Raw genomic sequence first — 22,502 nt, 5'->3', positions numbered from 1 at the left:
ATCGCTTTTTGTTATTTATCTTAAAATTAAGATTCTTTAAATTTATATTAATCCATTGAGCCTAAATAAGCAAGCTTTTGTTTTGAAGTTAAGATATTAATGGACTTTAACCTGCTAATACCGCCTGAGTATACCGACATGGACAAAAAAACAGGTCCCGATCACTCGGAAACCTGTCTTCCTTGAATCTTATTCAATTGCCGCCACACAACATCAAACCTTATAATCTCGCATTACGTTATTAGGTTAATTTTAATCGCTTAGACGGTTGGACCAGATCTTTGCCATCATACTCATCCTTGATATCTCCAACAATTTCTTCAAGGATGTCCTCCATCGTAACCAGACCAACCGTTTCCCCTTCTGCATTATGCACCGTGGCGATATGGGAACGACTTTGCTGCATTTGGACCAAGACATCCTTAATCGGCGATAACTCCGAAAATTTTAACATGTCGTGTACAAACGTATCCATGTTGAACTCCCGGCCTGCTGCAACACTCGTAAGCATTTCCTTAGTATGGATAAATCCAATGAATTGATCCTGATTTCCTTTTTCGATCACCGGGAAACGTGTATATTCATGCTGCTTTAGAACCTCGATCATACGTTCCAGCGGCATTTCTTTGTCCAGCGTAACGATTTTTTCTTTGCGGATCATAATCTCCTGAAGCAGACGCTCATCAAAAGCAAAAATGTTTTTGAGGTAGTCCAGCTCTGTCTGATTAATTTCTCCACTCTCATAACTCTGCGCCATAATCAGCTTCAATTCCTCTTCGGAGTGAACCGTATCGTGACCGGCAGGTTTTATACCAAAGATGCCAAGCAATAGACGGGCAGCCCCATTCAGCGCGTAGATGAACGGATTCATGATCTTACCAAACCAGTACAGCGGTGGTGCAAGCAATAGTGTCATCTTCTCTGCAAACTGGATCGCCAGTGTTTTCGGTGCCAATTCACCAATAACGACATGCAGGAACGTGATGATTGCCAAGGCAATCCCGTAAGAGAGTACCGTAGACAACGCCGCTGGGACTTCCAGTCGATCAAACAGCGGGTGCAGCATTTTCTCAACAGTTGGTTCACCCAACGCACCCAATACCAGCGCCGTGATCGTGATACCCAATTGACATGCAGATAGATAATAATCTAGATTGTGAGCCACTTTTTTGGCCAGTACCGCTTTTTTGTTCCCTTCCAAGATCAACTGATCTATTCGGGACATCCGTACTTTCAGAATTGCAAATTCCGCTCCAACGAAAAAGGCGGTCAGACCTATAAATACGGCTACTAAAAATAAGTTTAAGGCTATTATTCCGTCCAATGATTTCCCTCAATATGAGGGATTCACCTCCAAGTAAATTTATATTAAGGTTGCACGAGTGACGTTCCGGTAACGGCTCGTTCTTCCGATCGCCATTGCCTCCAAATTTCCCTGATTGTTGTTTTCAAAGGTTTAAAATTGGTTTGCAAACGCGAACGCTACGCTTCTTCAGAATCGATTCCGTCCCCTACACTGCTACGTTGCCAAAACATTTAAATTCTGAGGGCAGTAGCCAAATGGGCAGTCAAACCCTAGATTACAGTCATGATCGAACATCACGCCAGGTCACTGGCAGATTCATCGACCTGAGCAACGTTTACACGTTCAAGCAGAACCTGCTTAATGTGAAAATTTTCTGCGTCCACAACGGTCCAGACGTAATCACCGTGTTCTACTGTATCACCTTGTTCCACACCGACACCCTTCTGGAACTGAATCCATCCGGCCACGGTATCCATCTCTTCATTGCCTTCAAAGACAAGCCCAAACTGCCGCTCCAACTCATCCAGCAGCACCCGGCCGTTAATGAGATATTGGTGCTCTCCGGTTACCTGAATGTCAGCAACTTCATCAGCGTCGAACTCATCCCGAATCTCGCCGACAAGCTCCTCCAGAATATCCTCCATTGTAATGATTCCCGAAGTACCTCCGTATTCATCCACGACCACAGCCATGTGCACGCGTTCCTGCTGCATCTTGATCATGGCATCCTGGATACTTGTAACTTCAGAAACGAAAGGAATTTCGCGAACAAAATCGATAAGTTTGTGCTCCCTAAGGGCAACCATGTCAGGCAAAATCTTTTTCACATTCACTATACCGACAATTCGGTCCTTGTCCCCATCCTCGATGACGGGATAACGTGAATAATTATGCTCATCCAATATCGGAATGATATCGTCGTAAGTCATATTCTGATTCAGTGTCACAAGCTCTGTCCTCGGAACCATGATGTCTTTGGCATCACGCTCATCGAAGACGAATACGTTTTCCAGATACGAAAGCTTGGTCTTGTTATTCTCGTCTCCTTCATAGCTCTGGTTCATGATGATTTTGATCTCATCCTCCGAGTAGGCCTGTTCATGTCCGGCAGGCTTCACGCCAAATGCCCTAAGAAGCACGCGGGATGCACCATTCAGCGCCCAAATGAAGGGATACATAATTTTTCCGAACCAATATAGCGGCGGCGAGAGCAACAGCGTCAATTTTTCCGAAAATTGAATCGCCATCGTTTTGGGAGCCATCTCTCCAACCACGACGTGCAGGAACGTGACAAGGATAAAGGCAATCGCATAGGAAGCAACCGCCGATATGGAAGCTGACACATCCAGATAATTAAATACCGGGTATAACAACCTTTCAACGGTTGGCTTACCGAGCGCCCCCAATCCAAGGGCAGTTACGGTAATACCGAGCTGACAGGCTGACAGATAATAATCGAGGTCCGAGACTACTTTCTTGGCCAATATGGCTTTTTTATTCCCCTCGGCAACCAGTTGATCCACTCTTGATGTACGAATCTTAACCACAGCGAACTCAGATGCAACGAAAAATGCGGTCAACGCAATCAAGATAATGAGTAATACAATATTTAATATGGTGATTATGTCCAATGATTTCCCCGCTTCTCAGGGATTCACCTCCAGAGATAGTTACAGTGTGATCGGTTAACTTGATTAACCATTCAACAGCTGATTGACGTTCAATATGGCGTATGCCTTATATGAAATCGATAAATGATAAAGTGTGTATAGGTTGTACTTTGACCTTGTAAAATTGCAAAACAGGAATTCAGGATGAAGTCAATCACTTAAAGAAACTACTTCACTAAAAACAGGGTTCCCCCTCATGCTGTCATTGTTTCTCGATTTACTCCACCAAAATTCTCCATTTGGACAGTTTACAATATCGCCTTCCCAATAGATATCCACCTCCCCTCTTGTTCATTCCTGTTTCAGAAAAGTATAACATGATCTACGCCAAACCATCCAGTTGCACGTTATGGTTTGGAATATAGATTATATAATGAGTTCACAAAATAAACTTTTATGTATGTGGTCTTTCTCGCATCTACAGTTAATTCTATGTGATATTGTTCACATGATTAGTATAGACCAGTTTATAGAAATGGTACCCTTTACTTTAGTCGATTAAACCTGCTGTGGCCTTTATTTACAGCCATTCTTCTTTGCCGTATCCGGACTGTGACACGTCCAGCAATGACATCATAATCATGTATACGTTGAAAAGGGCCCGAAGGATGCAAACACCTTTTTTCGGTGTACATCTTTACGGGCCCTTAGGTTTCACTTTATCAAGTTACAATTAATTAGATTTAGTTATACCAATGCTTTGGCAGCAATATCAGAACGTTGATGTTTACCGTCAAAATGGATACGTTCCGCTTGAGCATAAGCTTTGTTTCTGGCCTCGGCAATATCAGAACCAAGACCCACAACGCCTAGAATCCGTCCACCATTGGTGACCCATTCTCCAGATTCATTGCGTGCTGTTCCGGCGTGGAATACTACTGCTTCGTCGACTTGATCCAGTCCCTCAATGACTACACCTTTTGCATATGGACCAGGATATCCTCCAGATGCAAGCACCACACATACAGCGGCTTCGTCGCTCCATTCAATCTCGATATCCGCCAATTTCCCGTGCACGGTTGCCCAGAAAATGTCGATTAGATCACTCTTCAGACGCGGCAATACGACCTGTGTCTCGGGATCACCGAAGCGCGCGTTGAACTCAATCGTTTTGGGTTTGCCATCTGGTGAAATCATCAGTCCGGCAAACAATACACCTTGGAACGGCCGTCCCTCGGATACCATCGCTCTGGCTGTTGGTTTGATAATCGTCTCTACCGCTTCTTCAATGATGGAGGCCGGGATATGTGGCAATGGTGAGTATGTACCCATACCGCCCGTGTTTGGCCCCTGATCATTGTCGAATACCGGTTTGTGATCCTGTGCAGCAGCCATCGGACGAACGGTCTCCCCATCGACAAAAGCCAAAATCGACATTTCCTGACCGGCCAGGAATTCTTCGATGATAACTTTGGCTCCTGCTTCACCAAATACTTTGTCCACCATAATACTGCGGAGTGCCTGGTCAGCCTCATCACGGGAATAGGCTACGGTAACGCCTTTTCCAGCTGCCAGCCCATCGGCCTTGATTACCACAGGGATGGCCTGCTCATTCAGATAAGCCTGCGCTTGCTCATAATTGTCGAATTTCTCATAGGCTGCAGTCGGAATATTGTATTTGTGCAGCAGGTCTTTCATGAACGTTTTGCTGCCCTCAATCTCTGCTGCATTGCGGCGTGGTCCAAATACCGGAATGCCTGTTTTATCAAAAGCGTCTACGATGCCGTCTGCGAGCGGATCGTCTGGCCCAATAACAACCAGACCCACTTTAAGCTCTACCGCAAGAACCGTTAGTTTATCGAATTCATTCACCGCAATGGCATGACACTCAGCGAGCTGAGCAATGCCTGCATTTCCCGGTGCACAGTGAATCTCGCCTGCCTTCGGACTCTTCGCCAGCGCCCAGATGATTGCATGCTCCCGGCCACCGCCGCCTACTACCAGAATATCCATTCGCTCTGCTCCCCCTCCGTGCATAACTGGATTTGTTATGCTATTGCGTGTTGATAAGCCTAAAAAAGAGGGGGTGTACCATAAGTCATAAGTATGACTGGCGACACCCCTTATTAAACCTTTTTTGCTCTAGTGTTTGAAGTGACGAACGCCAGTGAAGACCATGGCAATGCCGTATTCATTCGCTACTTTGATGGACTCTTCGTCCTTGATCGAACCACCTGGTTGAATAACGGCTGTAACTCCAGCTTTCGCTGCAAGTTCCAGTGTATCGCCCATTGGGAAGAACGCATCAGATGCCAGAATGGCTCCCTTGGCTAGTTCTCCAGCTTGTTCAATAGCAATCTTGGCTGCGCCCACACGGTTCATTTGCCCTGCGCCTACACCTACAGTCATGTCGTTTGCTGCAAGCACGATCGCATTGGATTTCACGTGCTTAACCACTTTCCAGCCAAACAACAGCTGTTTCAGTTCTTCTTCGGATGGTGCACGATCTGTAACTACCTTGAGCTCGCTCGCTTCAATGGAATGCACATCACTTTGTTGAACGATCATGCCGCCGTCGATGGAGGTTACTACGAACTTACTCTCCCGATTGCGGGCAGCGTTCAGTTCACCCGTTTTGAGTAAACGAATATTTTTCTTTTTGGTCAGGATGTCGAGTGCCTCTTGTGTAAAGTCAGGAGCCAGTACGATTTCCAGGAAAATCTCACTCAGTTTAGCTGCTGTATCGCTATCGATAATGCGGTTGGCTGCCACGATTCCACCAAAGATAGAGGTTGGATCAGCCGCATAAGCTTTGCCATAAGCTTCGTAGATGCTTTCGCCAATACCCACGCCGCAAGGATTCATATGTTTAACCGCCACAACAGCTGGTTCTTCAAATTCTTTGACAATCTGCAAGGCTGCGTTCGCATCGTTGATATTATTGTAGGACAACTCTTTGCCGTGCAATTGCTCGGCTGTTGTCAACGTATCTTGGGCTGCCAGCGGTTTGCGGTAGAATGCCGCCTGCTGATGTGGATTTTCGCCATAGCGCAAATCCTGGAGTTTTTCGTAAGTAACCGTCAGACGCTCTGGCAGTGGATCACCGTTCAGGTTGGAGAGATAATCGGAAATAACTGCATCGTATGCCGCTGTATGGCGGAACACTTTTGCCGCAAGCCGTTTGCGTGTCTCGAGTGTGGTGTCCCCATTGCTGCGGACCTCTTCAAGCACCTTGCCATAATCTGCTGTGTCTACAACAACACTAACATAAGCATGGTTTTTGGCAGCAGAACGAAGCATGGTTGGACCACCAATATCGATGTTCTCGATTGCGTCCTCATACGTTACGTCCGGTTTGGCGATGGTGTCCTGGAACGGATACAGGTTTACAACAACGAGGTCGATATAATCCAGTCCACTCTCCTCCATCTGGCGCTTGTGCTCTTCGCTGTCACGAACAGCCAATAAACCACCATGCACTGCCGGATGTAATGTTTTGACACGTCCGTCCATAATCTCCGGGAATCCGGTCACATCCGAAATTCCGATGACAGGTACGCCTTCCTTCGACAACAGACTGCTTGTACCTCCTGTCGAAATAATCTCCACACCCATTTGCGACAGCTCGCGGCAAAAATCCACGATGCCTGTTTTATCCCATACGCTGACCAGCGCTCTTTTGATACTCACAATATGCTCCTCCTTTAATGTCCCATGGCTTCGCGTTTCATGGCGAAACACAACCGATTTATTTCCCGAGAAATATCACAAAATGCGTACCAATTTTCGACTTCTGTTATACAAGTTGATAAATGAGTTTACACTAAAACACTACGAGTCCAGAATAATCTTTCGATCGCTGTTATTCCCAGATTTTTCGAACAATTTCTCAAAGGTAAAAATCCAGTAATAAAGGCGAGCGCTTCGCTTCTCCAGCTTATTTCTGGCCTCTCCGTTAACGCGTAAAAGGTTCCAACTTATATCAAACCGGTTTCCGTACCGTAACTTGGCGACCTTCGAGTTGTACCCATCCCTGAGCAAACCAGGACACAACCTCTGGGTACAGCTTCTGTTCGGCAGCATGGATGGACCTACTAACGGATTCAGCCGTATCCTCTGGCAAAATCGGAACAGGATGCTGGGCAATAATCGGCCCTGTATCCATGCCCCCATCCACAAAGTGGACTGTAACCCCAGTGATTTTAACACCATATTCCAGTGCCTGCCCTATGGCATCTTTGCCTGCAAACGCTGGCAACAAGGACGGATGAATGTTAATCAGTCGTCCTGCATAGCGATCCACGACTACTGAAGTCAACAATCTCATGTATCCGGCAAGAACAACCAGGTCAATGTTTCTGGATTCAAGCACTTCCACGATCTCAGCCTCGTAGGCTTCGCGGGAATCATAATTTTTGGGAGTAAACAGATGGCATTCCACGCCTGCATCCTGCGCCCGCTGCACCACACGTGCAGCCGGTTTGTCACATACCAGCAGATCTATGGATGCCCCCAGCCCTCCGTTCCGTGCTGCATCAACCAATGCTTGAAAGTTCGACCCTTCACCAGAGGCAAATACAGCAATACGGTAGTTAGCCATTAAACATCCGCTCCCCTGAAGGTTACGCGCGCATCTCCTTCAGTCACACGTCCAATGATGTACGCTTCTTCACCGGATGCTTTCAGTTGTTCCAAAGCTTCAACTGCATCTGCTTCATTCACGACCAGTACAAGTCCGATCCCCATGTTAAATGTGGTGAACATGTCGCGGTTCGAAACGGAGCCTTTTTCTTGCAACAGGTTGAAGATTGGCAGAATCGGCCAAGAACCATAATTAATATCTACATTCACGCTGCTTGGCAGCATACGCGGGATGTTCTCGATGAAGCCGCCACCTGTAATGTGGGCCATGCCTTTTACTTTTACCTTTTCAAGCAGGGACAGGAGTGGTTTTACATAGATTTTGGTTGGTTCCAGTAGTGCGTCACCCAGCTTGCCACCCAGTTCAGCGACTTCATCCTGCAAGCCCAATCCGGCTTGTTCCAACAAAAGTTTGCGTACCAAGGAGAATCCGTTACTATGCACTCCGCTGGATGCAAGTCCGATCACTGTATCACCAGGAGCGATGGTTGTACCGTTAATGATTTTCCCTTTGTCCACGATACCAACAGTAAATCCGGCAATATCGTATTCGCCCTCACTATACATACCTGGCATTTCAGCCGTTTCGCCACCGATCAGAGCACAGCCCGACTGATGACATCCTTCTGCGATTCCCGCAACAATTGCTTCGATTTTCTCTGGGATGACTTTGTCACATGCCAGATAGTCGAGGAAGAACAACGGTTCTGCACCCTGTACCACAATGTCGTTCACACACATGGCTACCGCGTCGATTCCGATGGTATCATGACGGTCCATGGCAAATGCGATTTTCAGCTTGGTTCCTACACCGTCTGTACCGGATACAAGCACCGGCTCATCATATTTATCTTTGTTCAAACCGAACAGGGCGCCAAAGCCTCCCAGATCTGTCATCACTTCCGGACGGAAGGTACGCTTCACGTGTTTTTTCATCCGTTCAACCGCTTCGTTGCCTGCCGCGATATCGACGCCGGCGTTTTTGTATGCTTCGGACAAGTGGAATCCGCTCCTTTTTTTCGCCCCTCCTAAATCCTCCCGCCCGGGAGAACCCCAAAGGACCTTGGCAGGCCCTCTGGACACCCGCCAAACAAGCGGTGCAGGGGTGGCTGGTATGATCTTGCTATGGTTGGGTTCGTTCGTGTGCTCGCGTGGTTGTTCGCCGATTCCGTTGGCCACAGGCCATCGGTCGCCGAACCCCGCTCGGCTGCGCTGCGGGACTTGCCCGCGGGGCAGCTGCTTCGCCTGGCTGCCCGTGCCCCTGTTGCTCCGCAAGGCGGGGCTAAGGGCCGGGCTGCGCCCTGAGGGCAGCTGCTTCGCACTGCTGCCTGAGCCCCTGTTGCTCCGCAAGGCGGGGCTAAGGGCTCGGGCTGTGCCCGGGGGCAGCTGCTTTGCACTGCTGCCTGGACCCCTGTTGCTCCGCAAGGCGGGGCTTAAGAGCCGGGCTGCGAGTTACGTTTGTCTTGCCGGATAACAGCTAGCAGCTGCAGCCGAATTTCTCTTCGCCGCCGAAGTCGAGGCGGGTTGGGTAATCATTATCAAAACATGCGAGGCAAAGCCCGCCTTTGTAGTCATCCTGATTATCTCCCTGAATCGACGTAATCAGCCCATCCGGGCTGAGGAACGACAGGGAGTCCGCGTTGATTTCACGGCAAATCTCTTCCACCGACAGCTGGGAGGCAATCAATTCACGGCTGTCAGGCGTATCAATGCCGTAGAAGCACGGGTTTTTGAACGGTGGTGAGGTAATGCGTACATGCACCTCTGTTGCTCCGGCATCACGCAGCATGTTCACAATCCGGCGGGAAGTTGTTCCCCGTACGATGGAGTCGTCAATCATGACCACACGTTTGCCTTCTACCACACGGCGCACGGCGCTCAGTTTCATCTTCACGCCTTGTTCCCGCAGTTCCTGGCTTGGCTGGATGAACGTACGTCCGGTGTATTTGTTTTTGATCATACCCATCTCATACGGAATCCCTGTCTGCTCGGCGTAACCGATTGCCGCGGAAATACTGGAGTCCGGTACACCTGTTACCAGATCGGCATCGACAAACGACTCAATCGCCATCCGGCTACCCATCCGTTTACGCGCAGCGTGCTGGTTTGCACCATTCATGTCACTGTCCGGACGGGCAAAGTAGATGTATTCCATCGCGCATAGCGCCTTGCGGTGTTTGTGATGATCGAACCGGTCCTCATGAAGACCATCCGCATCCAGCACCAACAGTTCACCCGGTTCAATGTCACGAATCAACTCAGCACCAATCGTCTCCAGCGCACATGTCTCGGATGCGAACAGATACGCATCTCCCAATTTACCCATTGTGAGCGGACGCAGACCATGGGGATCAGAAGCAACCAGCAATTTGTCGTTGGTCATGATCAGAAATGCATAACCACCCACAATACGCTGGAACGCATCCTTCGCAGCTTCTACCAATCCTTTGGAAGATCTCGCGATTAAATGGGCAATAACTTCGGTATCACTGGTCGTTTGAAAAATAGACCCGCCCTGCTCCAATTCACGCCGGATTGTTGGCGCATTTACGATATTTCCGTTCGTTGCTACAGCCAGATCACCATCACGGTATTTAAATACCAATGGTTGTGCGTTCGTCAGCTTACTGTCACCACTGGTTGAATAGCGAACGTGTCCGATGGAGATATCCCCGGTCAACGTCTGCATCAAGTCTTTGGTGAAAACTTCCTTCACCAGACCCATACCACGGTGGTAGTGAAACTCGTTACCGTCACTTACACACATTCCTGCACTTTCTTCACCCCGGTGTTGCAAGGCATGCAGGCCATAATAGGATAGTGATGCGGCGTCAGGGTGTTTGAACACCCCGAATACTCCGCATTCTTCCTTTAATTTGTCGAGTCCTTCCTTGCCGGACCCTTCGTTATAATAATCACCTGTCCACAATGGTCCTGTCGTCAGTTCATGAGACATGGAATCGCATCCTCCCAGACCTGAGCTAAACCTCCTACAGGTTCGTTCACGGCTGATGTTCCGTTCAATTCAATTGTCAGGTTACTTCCTTCTACACGTCCAATAACAGCTACAGGCACACCACGTTCACGTACAAAAGCTTCCAGCTTACCTGCTTGCTCCGGCGAAGCCGACAGCAGAATACGAGATTGGCTCTCACTGAACAGCGCATGGTCTGCACGCAATGCCGTTTCCACATTGACCTGCGCACCCACGTTTCCGCTGATGCAAGATTCAGCCAATGCTACAGCCAGACCACCTTCAGACAAGTCATGCGCGGAGCGAACGAGACCAGACTGAATTGCTTCCAGTACCGTACTAAGCAGTGCTTTTTCCGTGTTGAGGTCGAGCTGTGGTGGACGACCTTCCGTCTGACCATGAACCGCGTATTGCAGCTCGCTACCACCCAGTTCAGCTTTCGTTTCACCGAGCAGGATAATAACGTCACCTTCGGCTTTGAAGCCCTGTGTTGTGATGTGATCTGTATCATGTACCAGACCAACCATACCAACAACTGGTGTTGGATAGATGGAGCCTTTGGCGTTTTCGTTGTACAAACTCACGTTACCACCGATAACTGGCGTATCCAGTACGCGGCAAGCTTCCGCCATACCGTCTACTGCTTTTTCCATCTGCCAGAAAATATCCGGCTTCTCCGGGTTACCGAAGTTCAGGTTGTCCGTAATCGCCAGCGGTTCTGCACCGGAACATACAATGTTACGAGCAGCTTCACTGACTGCAATCCGTCCGCCTACTTCTGGATCCAGATATACATATCTTCCGTTACAGTCTGTTGTCATCGCCAGACCCTTACGTGTCCCGCGAATCGTTACAACCGCTGCATCCGAACCTGGACGAACCGCAGTACTTGTACGCACCATGTAATCATATTGATCATAAACCCACTTCTTGCTCGCTACTGTTGGGGATGCCAACACTTGTTTCAATGCACCGCCGAGATCTGACACTTCATCATAACGAAGGGTGTCGATAGAGGCACTTTGCTCATAGTAAGCAGGTACAGAAGAAGGTTTGTCATACACCGGACACTCGTCAACCAGTGCTGTTACCGGCATGTCTCCAACCACTTCGCCATGGTGGATCAATTTCAGACGTCCATCATCCGTTACTTTTCCGACTTTTGCACAGATAACGCCCCAACGTTCAAAGATCTCCATCGCTTGCGCCTCATCCTTCGGCTCAACGACAAACAGCATCCGTTCCTGGGACTCGGACAGCATCATCTCATAAGGCGTCATGCCTTCTTCACGCTGTGGTACTTGATCCAGATACAGTTCCAGACCATTGCCCGCCTTACTTGCCATTTCCGCACTGGAGCATGTCAGACCTGCTGCGCCCATATCCTGAATACCAAGCACGATACCGGTATCGATCAATTCGAGGCAAGACTCCATTACGAGTTTTTCCATGAACGGGTCACCTACCTGAACCGCTGTCCGTTGGGACTCGGATTCTTCCGTCAATTCAACTGATGCAAAGGTCGCTCCATGAATACCATCCCGGCCTGTTGGCGGCCCTACATAATACACAGGGTTCCCCACACCTTTAGCTACGCCGCGCTGGATTTTGTCATGATCAATTAGACCCACACACATAGCATTAACCAGCGGATTGCCTTCATAGCTCTCATCAAACATGACTTCACCAGCAACCGTAGGAATACCAATACAGTTTCCGTATCCAGCAATACCTGCTACCACATGCTCGAACAGATATTTAACGCGATCACTTTCCAGCTTGCCAAAACGCAAGGAATTCAACAAAGCTACCGGTCTTGCTCCCATGGAGAAAATATCACGGATAATGCCACCCACACCTGTTGCCGCACCTTGGTAAGGCTCAACCGCGGAAGGATGGTTATGGCTTTCAATTTTGAATACAACGGCCTGATTATCACCGATATCTACGATCCCGGCACCTTCACCCGGACCCATCAGGACACGCGGTCCACTTGTAGGGAATCGACGCAGTAACGGCTTGGAGTTTTTGTACGCGCAATGCTCGGACCACATAACACTGAAAACACCAATCTCCGTGTAGTTCGGCTTACGCCCCATGAACTCACAGATCAGCTCATACTCGCTGTCAGACACGCCCATTTGTGCGTAAAGTTTATGTTCTGCGACCTGTTCTGCTGTCGGTTCCTTAGCGGATAGCTGCTGCGTCATGCCGATCCCTCCATGCTTTCAAAATAGATGTAAACATACGTTTGCCATCTTCCGAACCCAGCAGTGAATCCACTGCGCGCTCTGGATGTGGCATCATGCCAACCACGTTTCCACCCTCATTACAGATTCCTGCGATATCACCAAGAGAACCGTTCGGGTTGCTGCCATACGTAAAGACGATCTGGTTGTTTGCCTGCAAACTCGCGAGCGTTTCCTCGTCACAATAATAGTTTCCTTCACCGTGAGCAATCGGAATAACAATCTCTTCCCCAGGTGCATAGTCACGTGTAAATGGAGTATCTGCATTCGCTACTTTCAACACCGTATCGTGACAACGGAATTTCAGCGACATGTTGCGGATCAATGCGCCAGGAAGCAATCCTGCCTCAGTGAGGATCTGAAATCCGTTGCAAATGCCGAGAATATATTTACCTTGTTCAGCAGCCTTAGCTACCTCATTCATTACGGGTGCAAAACGGGAGATCGCTCCGCAGCGCAGATAGTCACCATAAGAGAAACCACCTGGAACAAGAATACAATCATAAGCCGATAGATCTGTAGCCGTGTGCCATACATAATCAACCTCTTGTCCAATCGCATCTTCTACTGCTTTGTAACAGTCGATGTCGCAGTTGGAGCCAGGAAACACAAGAACTGCAAATTTCATGGGGTTAACCCTCCAATTCGTAGCGGTAATCTTCAACAACGGTGTTAGCCAGCAGCTTCTCACACATTACTGTCAATCGTTTCTCCGCTTCCGCACGGTCTGTTGTATCCAGAGTCAGTTCCATGACTTTACCAATCCGTACACTTTCCACTTCATTGAATCCCATCGAGTGCAGGGCACCTTGAACAGCTACTCCTTGCGGGTCGAGAACGCTTTGCTTAATAGTGACATAGACGGTTGCTTTGATCATGATCCTTATGTTCCTCCTCAGTAATGAACGGGATAAATGCTTTATGCTGTTAAAAAGGGGTTTGGAGCTTGCTCCGGGGCGGATTGTTCTTCCGGTCGCTGTTGTCCCCAGGTTTTTTGATTATTTTGAACCGCTGTGCGGTCAAAACCCGGGGACAAAGGCGAACGCTATCGCTCCTTTAAGAACAATTCCGCCCCTCCGCTAGTCCATGCGACGTTTTTTTAAAGGCCTAAACCCTTTTACGTTGCACGGTGTGTAATGGTCTAGCCTGACCATTACGCGGAAACGCTGATATAGTCTTCGAGTTTAAATGAGTAACCTTACTATTTTTTATATTGATAGACTTCCTGTTTGATAGAAGTCTTAGTTTTAATTGCCTCATCCACCAGTTTGAACACTGGCGGAGGGAAAGATTTGAGCTGGAGAAGCGAAAGCGGTCGCCTTTGCCCCCCGGAATGTTTCCTTTTGAAAAAAGGATTCCAATCAAAACATTCCGGGGGCAACAGCGATCGTAAGCCAAACTTTCCCGTAGCCTACACTCAAACCTTAGCCTCCTCAAACTTTCCCGAAGCTCGCTCAAACTTTACACTCTATTATTTCGTTAAATGGTTATAAATATCGACGTATCTTGCGGTTGTGGCCTCCACTACTTCTTGTGGCAGCGGGTCAGGTTTGCTGTTCTTGTCCCAATCGCTGCCTAACAGATAGGTGCGCACTGGCTCTTTATCCATGCTGTCGATCTCGATGTCGAGTGCATAATTCTCCTTGGCCCAGAAGCGAGAAGCGTCTGGAGTGAAGATTTCATCGATCAGAATGACTTTGTCATCGACCATGCCGAACTCGAATTTGCAGTCTGCAAGAATGATGCCCCGCTGATCGCAATAGTCGCGAGCAAATTCGTACAGTCGCAGGCTCTTTTCCTGAAGCTCGATCGCGAGAGCATCTCCGACAATTTCTTTCATTCGATCCATCGGGATGTCTTCGTCGTGACCGACATCATTTTTGGCTGCCGGGGTGAAGATGGGAACGTCGAGCTTGGCGTTTTTGCGAAGTCCATCCGGCAGCTTGATGCCGTTGACCTCTCCGCTTTTCTCATATTGTCTCCATCCGCCTCCGGTAATGTATCCACGTACCACACATTCAATATCAATGCGCTCGGCTTTGCGGGTCACCATGATGCGATCTTTGAGCAGTTCAGGATCAGTGATGATATCGCCCAATTGGTTTACATCCGTATGCACCACGTGGTTATCCATCATGTCGCCCGTCAGTTCAAACCAGAAACTACTCAGTTTATTAAGCACATTGCCTTTCTCGGGAACGGCTGGGTCCAGCACATAGTCAAATGCCGAAATCCGATCCGTAACCACGATGAGAAAATGTTCACCCAGATCGTACAACTCACGTACTTTTCCCTTATATAACAAAGGAGCTTTAACGAGATCTGCCGCAGTGGACAGCGCCATGGAGGCTCACCTTCTTTCAGGAGATGTAAAATATAAGTTCCATTTCCCTAATCTCGCTAACCACTCCGAATGCAGAACAACCTTTCGATCGCTGTTATTCCCGGATTTTTTGATTCCACTTTTCCAAAGTGAAAATCCGGGAATAAAGGCGAGCGCTTCGCTTCTCCAGGTTTTTTCTGCCTTCTTCGTTCCAAGCGTGATCACATAACCAACCTATATTTAAGTAGTAATTAGTCGTTCAAACCAAGCTTTTTGAAGATGGTGTCTACGTGCTTCAGGTGCCATGATGGGTTAAACGCATCTGCGATTTCCTCTTCGCTCAGCACTTCAGTGATTTCCGGTGTGGATTTCACGATGTCTTGGAACTGGCGTTGTTCTTCCCATGCCTGCATTGCACGTGGTTGAACGGTATCGTACGCTTGCTCGCGGCTGAAACCTTTGTCGATCAACTTGGTCATCACTCGACCGGAGAATGGCACGCCGAAGGTGCGCTCCATATTACGTTTCATATTTTCAGGGAATACCGTCAAGTTCTTCACGATGTTACCGAAACGGTTCAGCATGTAGTTCAGCAGCATCGTTGCATCCGGCAAAATGATACGCTCTACGGAAGAGTGCGAGATATCACGCTCGTGCCACAGTGTCACGTTCTCGTATGCCGATACCATATGTCCGCGAATAACGCGGGACAGACCGGAGATATTTTCACTGCCGATTGGGTTACGTTTGTGCGGCATTGCCGAAGATCCTTTTTGACCTTTCGCAAATGCTTCTTCCACTTCACGGAACTCACTCTTTTGCAGCGCACGTACTTCTGTAGCGAACTTGTCCAGAGATGTTGCGATCAACGCCAGTGTAGCCATGTATTCTGCATGACGGTCACGTTGCAGCGTTTGGGTCGAGATTGGTGCAGGCTTCGTGCCCAGTTTCTCGCATACAAACTCTTCAACAAATGGATCGATGTTCGCGTATGTGCCGACTGCTCCAGAGATTTTACCGTATTGTACGTTGTCTGCGGCGTGGCGGAAACGCTCCAGATTCCGTTTCATTTCTTCATGCCATAGTGCCATTTTCAGACCAAACGTCGTTGGCTCCGCATGTACCCCATGTGTACGTCCCATCATTGGCGTGTGCTGATAAGTCAGCGCTTTTTCACGTAAAATTTCGATAAAGTTCACGATGTCACGTTCCAATATTTCGTTTGCCTGACGCAGTACATATCCAAGAGCCGTATCAACGACATCCGTGGAAGTCAGTCCGTAATGCACCCATTTCCGCTCAGCACCCAGACTTTCAGATACCGTACGTGTGAAAGCAATAACGTCATGACGTGTTTCCTGTTCAATCTCGTAAATGCGGTCGATGTCAAAAGAAGCATTTTGACGAAGCAATGCTGCTTCTTCCTTAGGAATGACGCCAAGCTCTGCCCAAGCTTCACATGCACAAATTTCAACTTCCAGCCATGACTTGAATTTGTTCTCCTCAGTCCAAATGGCTCTCATTTCGGGTCTGCTATAACGTTCGATCATAAATTTGTATTCCTCCAAAGATTAGTTTGTTCAATCCATTGTAATCCTTCTTCGACATCCTGACAGAGCAGATTGACATGCCCCATTTTCCGTCCTGTCTTTGCTTCAGTTTTACCATATATATGAAGCTTAGGAATCACACCGAGTTCCAACGCTTCCGCGTCAGCCTGACCGGTTCTGGCAATTATACCTTCCAGATGTTCTCCAAGCACATTGACCATAACAACCGGGCTCAATAATGAAGTATCTCCAAGCGGCAATCCGCAAATCGCACGAATATGCTGTTCAAATTGTGATGTGGCACAGGCCTCCATCGTATAGTGGCCGGAATTATGCGGCCTAGGTGCCAACTCATTCACATACAGTCTTCCATCTGCCGCAACAAACAACTCCACTGCGAGCAATCCAACGGCTTGTATGGATTGAGCCACTGCTGCTGCCAACTTCTGCGCCTCAATCTGTATTTCAGTCGCCACTCTTGCGGGTACAATCGAAGCATGCAAAATGTTGTTCACATGAATGTTCTCCGCAGGCGGGAACGTCTTAATTTCTCCATTCGTGCTGCGTGCAACAACGACTGAAATCTCGCAGTCAAATTTAATAAATTGCTCCAATACCAGTTCAGCACCGGTAGCTGCGAGTTCTTCATAGGCAGCTATCGCCTGATTGATTTCGCGAATAACCCGTTGACCCTTGCCGTCGTATCCGCCGGTCACTGTCTTCAGTACACAAGGAACACCAAGTTCACTCACGGCTGCCTTCATTGTGTCCTTGCTTGTAATTTCCCGGTAAGGGGCTACACGTACACCAGCCGCCTCAATGGCTCGTTTTTCACGCAAACGATGCTGGGTTGTGTACAATAACGCACTTCCTTGCGGTACATAGGATTCCCGTTCTAGGAGAGAAGCAACATCTGCGTCTACATTCTCGAACTCATAGGTGATTACATCACACTGCCGAGCCAGTTCGAGTGCAGCCTTTTCATCGTCATACCCCGCTTCAATCTGATCGGCAACTTGTCCACAAGGAGCATCTGCTGCAGGATCAAGTGTAACGAACCGATAACCCATCGCTGTTCCGGCAAGTGTCAGCATCCGTCCAAGCTGCCCGCCTCCGAGAACACCAATGGTTGTTTTTCCTGGGAGCAAGACACGTTCTGCTTCGCCTGATGATCCGGGTTGAATTTTTGTATTTGTCATATTTCGCCACTGCTTTCGAGCACTTCTTGTTTGATTCGCTCTCTGCGGGCTTCGCTGCGACGTTGGACATCCTGGTCAAAAGCACCGATGATCTGAGCCGCAAGCAATCCGGCATTCGTTGCACCTGCTTTGCCAATCGCTACCGTTGCAACGGGAATGCCACCAGGCATCTGAACAATGGACAGCAAGGAATCGAGACCATTTAGCGCCTTGGATTGTACGGGAACCCCAATGACCGGGAGCATCGTTTTGGAAGCGACCATACCGGGCAGATGTGCTGCCCCACCCGCACCTGCAATGATAACCTTGAATCCACGGCCAATTGCTTGCTCCGCATATTCAAACATCAAATCTGGTGTGCGATGCGCGGATACGACCTTTTTTTCATACCCAATCTCCAGCTCGTCCAGCACCTCACAAGCATGCTTCATCGTTTCCCAATCCGACTTACTGCCCATAATCACAGCCACCTGTACTGACATGAATACATCCAACTCCCGTCTGAGCGTTTTGGTTTCATCCTGTTGCTTCTCGTTTAATTGTGAAATGAAAAAATCCGCTACCCGCGAAAACATCACATTTTCTCCGGACACCGGACTCCAAGAAATACGTATCCCGCATTTGGGCATGCCAAAGGCAGGCTTGCTGTCCGCATCTGATTTCATGCGACTCTCAGCCGTATCTCCTCGTAGTCCGGAAATTTACGGTTCCCGGGTAGATACTTCCGGGCCCTATTCCCGGCGTTATACGAGCAAATATCTATTTCAACAAATTAGTTCAATAATATTGAAAATTCCACATCTTTCGAACCCACTCGACCTTATATATAACTGATCGACACATCTAACATTCTAACAATCCCCTACAGCTAATGTCAACTTAAAGACGAACATTTAACATATTGACAAATTTAATGTTCGGAAATAACCGATCATTCGGAGATACAGCATCCCTTTTATTCCAAAAAAGAAAGCCGACCCCTCTTCAACCTATCGAAGACAGCCGGCTTTTTCTCTTTTATGTGTACACACATATTCTATAATTATTTCACGATAAGTACCGGAACCTGAGCATGCTGCACTACGTTGTGACTGACGCTGCCCAAGACAAATTCCCGGATTCCACCAAGGCCACGGCTACCAATAATGATGATATCCGATCCGTTCTCTTTGGCATAATCGAGAAGGACCTCGGCAGCAGCTCCTTGAATCAGATCCACGTTCGCTGTAACGCCAGCAGCCTGAATCCGCTCTTTCGCTTCATCTGTCGTTTGCACCGCCAGATTATAGTAGTCATTATTCAAAGAAGGTGGCAGAGGTGCTAATCCTTCCCCGATGAATACACGTGGAAAGTCAAAAGCATGAATAACATCCAAGACAGCACCCGGTGAAACTTTGGCTAACTCAATCGCACGATCAAGCGCTTTATTTGAAGCTTTCGAACCATCATATGCTACTAGTATTTTGGAGAATAACATGTAAATCCCGTCCCTTCCTTTATATGTAGAACATTCGAAGCCAGCTTCGGTCTGACATAAAATACAAGAACCATGTAACTCCTTTTTAAACGTCCCCAGGTCTAAATGAACCATTTATAAGAAACATTTTACATAATCATTCTAGCCACTCACCTGGAGTACAGCAGATCCCAACCATTCAATCCATACCTTATTGCAGGAAATAACCATAAATAACCGCATTCAGAAACAACAACAACGGAATGCCAATCGTGAAGCTGGGATGTTTTGTTTTGTGACGTTTACGATACATTGCAATCCATACCCCCAATGCCCCACCAATAAAGGCCAGCAGGAACAGCGTTCGTTCGGGTGTACGGTCTCGACGGCGCTGCGCACGTTTCTTGTCGTCCGACATGACCAGGTAACCTACGACATTGATAAATAAAAACCACAGTATCAATCCGGTTTGCATATAATTCTAGCGGTCCCCCTGTCCCGGGACATCTCCCTGTACCTCCATTATAATCCTCTGAAGGAACATGATCAACGCGAGAAGGGAACCGCAAAGATATTTAGAAGCAATGAATCCCGAATACCGAACCTATGACTCCTGTTTAGGAATACCATTCAGGTTTGGTGCTCTTTTTGCTGCCTTGTCGGGACGTACAGAGATACTCTCTTCCTGAATGCTGTCTTTGTTCTGCTGATTATGAATCTTTTCTGGTTTGTTATGTGGCATCTGCGTATCACCTCCTAGGCTTACGTTGCCTGAAAAAGGAGAATCTTATACGACGGTCTTACTCTCCCTTTTTCTCCATGGCTGCCTTCAACAGTTCTCCCAGATTGGAACCGATCGACTCCTGTTTCGCAAATTGTTTGACCAGCTTTTGCTGATCACGTTTGTTCACATGCTGTTTGTCTTTATCCAATGTTTCCGTTATGCCGCAAGGCAGACATTGCACGTACAAACCTGCCTTAGCCTCTTTAATTTCCATCTTTTTGTGACACTGTGCACAGCGACGGTTGGATAATCGTTTCTCTGCCGAACGACGATATCCGCAATCCTCTGTTGGACACACGAGGAACTTGCCACGTTTGCCCTTCTTCTCCAGCAAGCGTGCGTTACAATCCGGGCAGTGACTATTGGATACATTATGTGGCTTATACTCCGCTTTGCTACCTTTTACCGTAGATACAAGCTCTTTCGCCATTGAACGAATGCTCTCCAGGAAAGGCTCTGGCTTCCCTTGTCCACGAGCAATGCGCTCCAGTTCAGCTTCCCAGCGGGCTGTTAAATCCGGTGTACGCAGCTGAGGAGCAGCAAGTTCAATTAACTGCTTTCCTTTTCCCGTTGGATGCATGCTGTTCCCTTGACGATCAATGGTGTCGGAACTTACCAGCTTCTCGATAATATCCGCGCGTGTAGCCGGAGTACCCAGTCCATACTTCTCCATTTGGGAAAGCAAAGCTGCTTCGGTATACCGTTTGGGTGGCATCGTCCGTCCACTTTTGATATGACAACGTTGAACCGTCACGGACTGACCTTGCTGCACGTCTGGCAAAAGCGCACGCTCATGGTCTGAAGAATCGTCAGCACGATCATCATCCTCATTGCTATAATCTCCGCCGTATACTTCACGCCAGCCGCTTTCTTTCACCGTTGTGCCTTTCACATGAAAGGAATCGTTGCCCACCTGAACAGTGATCGCAACAGAGTCGTACTTCGCAGCCGGATAGAACAAGCTGATAAAACGGCGTACGATCAGATCGTATAGCTTACGTTCCTCTGGATTCAGCTGATTGAGGAGAACCGTCTGTTCTGTTGGAATGATCGCATGGTGATCAGTTACCCTGCTGTCATCCACGATACGTTTGGTGATATTCAGATTTTTGCGCAACAACGGACGAGCCAGAGACGCATAGGGGCCAATCGCTACACTATCCAGTCGTTCTTTCAGCGTTCCCGTCATATCCGATGTCAGGTAACGGCTGTCTGTACGTGGGTAGGTTACCAGCTTGTGCTGTTCATAAAGACGCTGCAGCACATTCGATGTTTGCTTGGCGGAAAAACCATATTTCCGGTTGGCATCCCGTTGTAATTCCGTCAGGTCATAAGCCAGCGGATGCGGCTCAACCTTTTCGCTTTTTTTCACTTGGGCAATCGTACCCTTGCGACCCTCTATTCGTTTCTTCAATTCTTGTGTCTCTTGCGGATCGAAGATGCGTGAATCCCCACCTGCAGCGCGCCATACCGCCTGGAAACCTCCCAGATCGGCCGTTAACGTCTCATACTCTTGGGAACGGAATCCGTTGATCTCATTTTCCCTGTCCATAATCATGCCAAGTGTAGGGGTCTGTACCCGTCCAGCTGACAATTGTGCATTAAATCGAACCGTCAATGCACGCGTCACGTTAAGACCAATCATCCAATCTGCTTCTGCCCGGCAACGTGCCGATTCATAGAGACGATCAAACTGGCTACCTGGCTTCAGTGATGCAAATCCATCCTTGATGGCCTTGTCCGTCTGGGATGATATCCACAGCCGTTTAAACGGCTTTTTCCACTGGGCCATTTGCATAATCCAACGAGCCAGCAATTCACCCTCACGTGCTGCATCCGTTGCAATGACCAATTCACCAACATCCTGACGTTTCATCAGCTGCTGTACCGCTTTGTATTGATGGTTGGTCTCTTTGAGTACCTTCAGCTTGGTGCGATCAGGCAGAATCGGCAGATCCTCCAGATTCCAGGTTGCATACTTTTTGTCATAGTCCTCTGGTTCAGCCAATCCAACAAGATGCCCAAGCGCCCAGGTCACGATATATTTCGGGCCTTCCATATAGCTTTTATGTTTATCACGCGCTCCCATCACTCTGGCTATTTCTCGTGCCACAGATGGTTTTTCTGCGAGTACTAATGTTTTCAATCCATATCTTCCTTTCTTTGATAAACCTATGACTCTCTTGCTTCTATCGTAATTAAAAGAGTTCTTCTACTTCTATCTTTTCATTATATCATTTCATGGTATTGGTTTGCTTTGGCTTAACAAATAACGATTTGTCCCATAAGATGCCTATCTTTCGGCTCTTATGTCATATTAGTTAACATAATATTCTTCGACATTTTTCTTCCGCGCATGGAATTAGGAGCATTTGGTAGGTTCTATAGCGGAAAAATAGTATGTATACGT

At 48.0% G+C, this 22,502-nt stretch carries 18 protein-coding genes and 1 riboswitch; all 18 genes read right to left on the bottom strand.

Features of this window, described 5'->3' with window-relative positions; translation table 11 throughout:
- Positions 1–241: 241 nt before the first annotated feature.
- The 18 genes from AC3ITG_RS03860 to AC3ITG_RS03775 all read right to left on the bottom strand — a co-directional run bounded on the left by AC3ITG_RS03860 (position 242) and on the right by AC3ITG_RS03775 (position 22,238).
- Positions 242–1,324, bottom strand: coding sequence for a hemolysin family protein (locus AC3ITG_RS03860; protein WP_489252850.1), 1,083 nt, complete (start codon positions 1,322–1,324; stop codon positions 242–244).
- Positions 1,325–1,599: 275 nt separating this feature from the next.
- A complete protein-coding gene (locus AC3ITG_RS03855) occupies positions 1,600–2,937 on the bottom strand; it encodes a hemolysin family protein (RefSeq protein WP_489252849.1) in 1,338 nt (445 codons plus the stop codon).
- Positions 2,938–3,663: 726 nt separating this feature from the next.
- On the bottom strand, positions 3,664–4,929 hold the full coding sequence (purD, locus tag AC3ITG_RS03850) for a phosphoribosylamine--glycine ligase (RefSeq protein ID WP_489252848.1): 1,266 nt from the start codon (positions 4,927–4,929) through the stop codon (positions 3,664–3,666).
- 129 nt (positions 4,930–5,058) lie between these two features.
- Entirely contained in the window at positions 5,059–6,606 is a 1,548-nt protein-coding gene (gene purH, locus AC3ITG_RS03845; protein ID WP_489252847.1) for a bifunctional phosphoribosylaminoimidazolecarboxamide formyltransferase/IMP cyclohydrolase, read from the bottom strand.
- 292 nt (positions 6,607–6,898) lie between these two features.
- Positions 6,899–7,516: a phosphoribosylglycinamide formyltransferase gene (purN, locus tag AC3ITG_RS03840; RefSeq protein WP_489252846.1), complete on the bottom strand. Its 618-nt coding sequence runs from the start codon at positions 7,514–7,516 to the stop codon at positions 6,899–6,901.
- On the bottom strand, positions 7,516–8,556 hold the full coding sequence (gene purM / locus AC3ITG_RS03835; RefSeq protein ID WP_489254407.1) for a phosphoribosylformylglycinamidine cyclo-ligase: 1,041 nt from the start codon (positions 8,554–8,556) through the stop codon (positions 7,516–7,518). Before purM ends, purN begins: the two co-directional genes overlap by 1 nt.
- A gap of 478 nt (positions 8,557–9,034) precedes the next feature.
- Positions 9,035–10,513: an amidophosphoribosyltransferase gene (gene purF, locus AC3ITG_RS03830; protein WP_079697175.1), complete on the bottom strand. Its 1,479-nt coding sequence runs from the start codon at positions 10,511–10,513 to the stop codon at positions 9,035–9,037.
- Entirely contained in the window at positions 10,498–12,741 is a 2,244-nt protein-coding gene (purL, locus tag AC3ITG_RS03825) for a phosphoribosylformylglycinamidine synthase subunit PurL (RefSeq protein ID WP_489252845.1), read from the bottom strand. Before purL ends, purF begins: the two co-directional genes overlap by 16 nt.
- A complete protein-coding gene (purQ, locus tag AC3ITG_RS03820; RefSeq protein ID WP_024633543.1) occupies positions 12,719–13,408 on the bottom strand; it encodes a phosphoribosylformylglycinamidine synthase subunit PurQ in 690 nt (229 codons plus the stop codon). The genes purL and purQ overlap by 23 nt, the downstream gene beginning before the upstream one ends.
- 4 nt (positions 13,409–13,412) lie before the next feature.
- On the bottom strand, positions 13,413–13,658 hold the full coding sequence (purS, locus tag AC3ITG_RS03815) for a phosphoribosylformylglycinamidine synthase subunit PurS (protein WP_024633544.1): 246 nt from the start codon (positions 13,656–13,658) through the stop codon (positions 13,413–13,415).
- A 593-nt stretch (positions 13,659–14,251) separates the two neighbouring features.
- A complete protein-coding gene (locus tag AC3ITG_RS03810; RefSeq protein WP_489252844.1) occupies positions 14,252–15,124 on the bottom strand; it encodes a phosphoribosylaminoimidazolesuccinocarboxamide synthase in 873 nt (290 codons plus the stop codon).
- Positions 15,125–15,354: 230 nt separating this feature from the next.
- Positions 15,355–16,653 carry an adenylosuccinate lyase gene (gene purB / locus AC3ITG_RS03805; protein WP_247900710.1) on the bottom strand — a complete coding sequence of 433 codons (1,299 nt, stop codon included), beginning with the start codon at positions 16,651–16,653 and terminating at the stop codon, positions 15,355–15,357.
- Entirely contained in the window at positions 16,650–17,852 is a 1,203-nt protein-coding gene (purK, locus tag AC3ITG_RS03800; RefSeq protein ID WP_489252843.1) for a 5-(carboxyamino)imidazole ribonucleotide synthase, read from the bottom strand. The genes purB and purK overlap by 4 nt, the downstream gene beginning before the upstream one ends.
- A complete protein-coding gene (gene purE, locus AC3ITG_RS03795; protein ID WP_489254406.1) occupies positions 17,849–18,334 on the bottom strand; it encodes a 5-(carboxyamino)imidazole ribonucleotide mutase in 486 nt (161 codons plus the stop codon). The genes purK and purE overlap by 4 nt, the downstream gene beginning before the upstream one ends.
- Before the next feature lie 187 nt (positions 18,335–18,521).
- Positions 18,522–18,623, bottom strand: a riboswitch (purine riboswitch).
- Positions 18,624–18,894: 271 nt separating this feature from the next.
- Entirely contained in the window at positions 18,895–19,329 is a 435-nt protein-coding gene (locus AC3ITG_RS03790) for a universal stress protein (protein ID WP_024633549.1), read from the bottom strand.
- Positions 19,330–19,519: 190 nt separating this feature from the next.
- Positions 19,520–19,783, bottom strand: a complete 264-nt coding sequence (locus AC3ITG_RS03785) for a DUF1294 domain-containing protein (RefSeq protein ID WP_063568208.1) — start codon at positions 19,781–19,783, stop codon at positions 19,520–19,522.
- A 129-nt stretch (positions 19,784–19,912) separates the two neighbouring features.
- Positions 19,913–20,050, bottom strand: a complete 138-nt coding sequence (locus AC3ITG_RS03780) for a hypothetical protein (protein WP_175480788.1) — start codon at positions 20,048–20,050, stop codon at positions 19,913–19,915.
- A gap of 58 nt (positions 20,051–20,108) precedes the next feature.
- The gene (locus AC3ITG_RS03775) at positions 20,109–22,238 is read right to left on the bottom strand and encodes a DNA topoisomerase III (protein ID WP_489252842.1); all 2,130 of its coding nucleotides are present in this window, start codon (positions 22,236–22,238) and stop codon (positions 20,109–20,111) included.
- Positions 22,239–22,502: the final 264 nt, after the last annotated feature.

It is taken from the genome of Paenibacillus sp. GL_099_B, assembly GCF_057835695.1.
The sequence above is the reverse complement of the archived record's forward strand: the minus strand, read 5'-3'. Positions and strand labels throughout refer to the sequence as shown.